Here is a 1,906-nt window from a genome sequence, read left to right as displayed (position 1 = left end):
CATGTTGCGTCCTGAAAGCTGGTTCAGGCTCGCGGGTGGAAGTCCCGTCCGGGTAGACACCGGAGTGCCCGGTAGCAGGTCCCGGTTCGTCGTGGAGACGCGGCGGGCTGAGCGGGATGTCAAGAGCCTCTTCGGAGGGAGCAAGCACGCGGGCCGTAGCGTGAAGCGAACCTTGCAGCCTCGTCACACCGACAGCGGAGAAGCCGAGCCCGTCATGGCAGGGCGAAGGCCACGTCCCGGGGGCCCTGTTCCGGGGTCAGCCTTCGGGGTTCTCCCGGGGTATGGAGGGCGGCACGTGTGCACAGTCTGGGCCGGAACAGGAGAGACCCGTCTGACCACGCCTGGCATCGGGCAAGAGACCGGACGTATAGGCCGATGGTGAAGTCGTCCGGAGGGCAGCGGGAGTCCGAGGGGGCCGTAGTACCGCTGATCGGCGTGCAACATAACGCGCCGGGAGGAAAGGGCCCGCACTTTGATCACGTCTGTAGCGAAGGTAAGCGCGAGGGCATGGCCGGGTCTGCCCGGTCCAACTACCCCGACGGGCAAAGTTCTGTCGTAGTGGACGGACACGCGTCCGTTCGGAAAGTGCGAAAACTTCAACGGAGACTATGGACTGCGGCCGAGCAGTCGCCGGAGCGGCGTTTCCACGCCCTGTATGACCGTATCCACAGAGGTGATGTGCTGTGGGAGGCATGGGAACGGGTTCGGGTCAACAGAGGAAGTGCCGGGGTGGATCGGGTCACCCTGGCATTCGTGGAGAAAGAATATGGAGTCGGGCGGATGCTCGGTGAACTCCAGTCCTCTCTGCGTGCAGGCATGTATCGTCCCGCGCCGGCCAGGCGTGTGGATATACCAAAACCACAGGGCGGCGTGAGACCGCTGAGAATTCCTGCTGTCCGCGACAGAGTGGCGCAGCAGGCGGCGAAGATCGTTATGGAGCCGGTGTTCGAGGCGGGGTTCTCCTCGTGCTCGTATGGATTCCGGCCGAAGCGGTCGGCGACGCAGGCGATGGAGCGGCTTCGAGTTGGCTTCTCCAAGGGGTATCACTTTGTTGTCGAATTCGATATCCGAAGCTTCTTCGACGAGATCGATCATGATCGGCTTCTTGCTGAAGTGGGGCGTCGGGTGTCGGACCGCAGGGTCCTCAATTTGGTCCGTCTGTGGTTGCAGGCGGGTGTGATGGTGGACGGCGAGGTCCGGCGGACGGTTGCCGGGACGCCTCAGGGCGGGGTGATCTCGCCTTTGCTGGCCGACATCTACCTGCATGTTCTGGACTCCGAGCTGATGCGGCGAGGGGTTGGTGAACTGGTGCGGTACGCCGACGACGGAGTCGTCCTGTGCCGTTCGGCTCGCCAGGCCGGAGCTGCCCTGGAAGCGGTCGGGGAAATCCTCGGCTCGTTGGGGCTGCAACTGCACCCGGACAAGACGAAGGTTGTTGACCTCAGAGAGGGCCGGGAAGGACTCGACTTCCTCGGCTGCCACTTCAGGGCTCGCTTTTCGGGCTGGTCGTGGGAGAAGTACGGCACGGTCCGCTTCTATCTGCACCGGTGGCCATCGAAGGCGGCTGTGAAGAGACTTCGGGATAAAGTCCGGGAACGGACTGACCGCCGTCGGTCGGGATGGGATATCCGTGATGTGATCGCGGATCTAAATCTAGTCCTGCGCGGCTGGGGCAACTACTTTCGAACCGGGAACGCTGCTGGGAAATTTCGGACTGCTGACGGCTATGTGGTGTGGCGACTCCGCAGACTGATGGTCAAGAAACGTGGACGCAATCTGCGGCGAGGTCAGCAGCAGGAATGGACGGAAGAGTGGTTCAAAGGGCACGGCCTGTATCAACTGCGTGGCACTATTCGCTACCCGAAGGCTGCGTAACCCTGTCAAGAAGATCATCGGTAAGCCGTGT

The 1,906-nt window shown here is 62.6% G+C and carries 1 protein-coding gene; it reads left to right on the top strand.

The window, feature by feature from the left end; translation table 11 throughout:
* Positions 1-375: 375 nt before the first annotated feature.
* Complete coding sequence (gene ltrA, locus AB0M26_RS31830; protein WP_365266503.1) at positions 376-1,875, top strand: group II intron reverse transcriptase/maturase; 1,500 nt, start codon at positions 376-378, stop codon at positions 1,873-1,875.
* Positions 1,876-1,906 lie beyond the last annotated feature (31 nt).

Origin of the sequence: Streptomyces sp. NPDC051776 (genome assembly GCF_040681345.1) — a bacterium.
In the GTDB taxonomy this organism is placed as follows: Bacteria; Actinomycetota; Actinomycetes; order Streptomycetales; family Streptomycetaceae; genus Streptomyces.
Note: the sequence above shows the minus strand (reverse complement) of the source record. Positions and strands in the feature narration are given on the sequence as shown.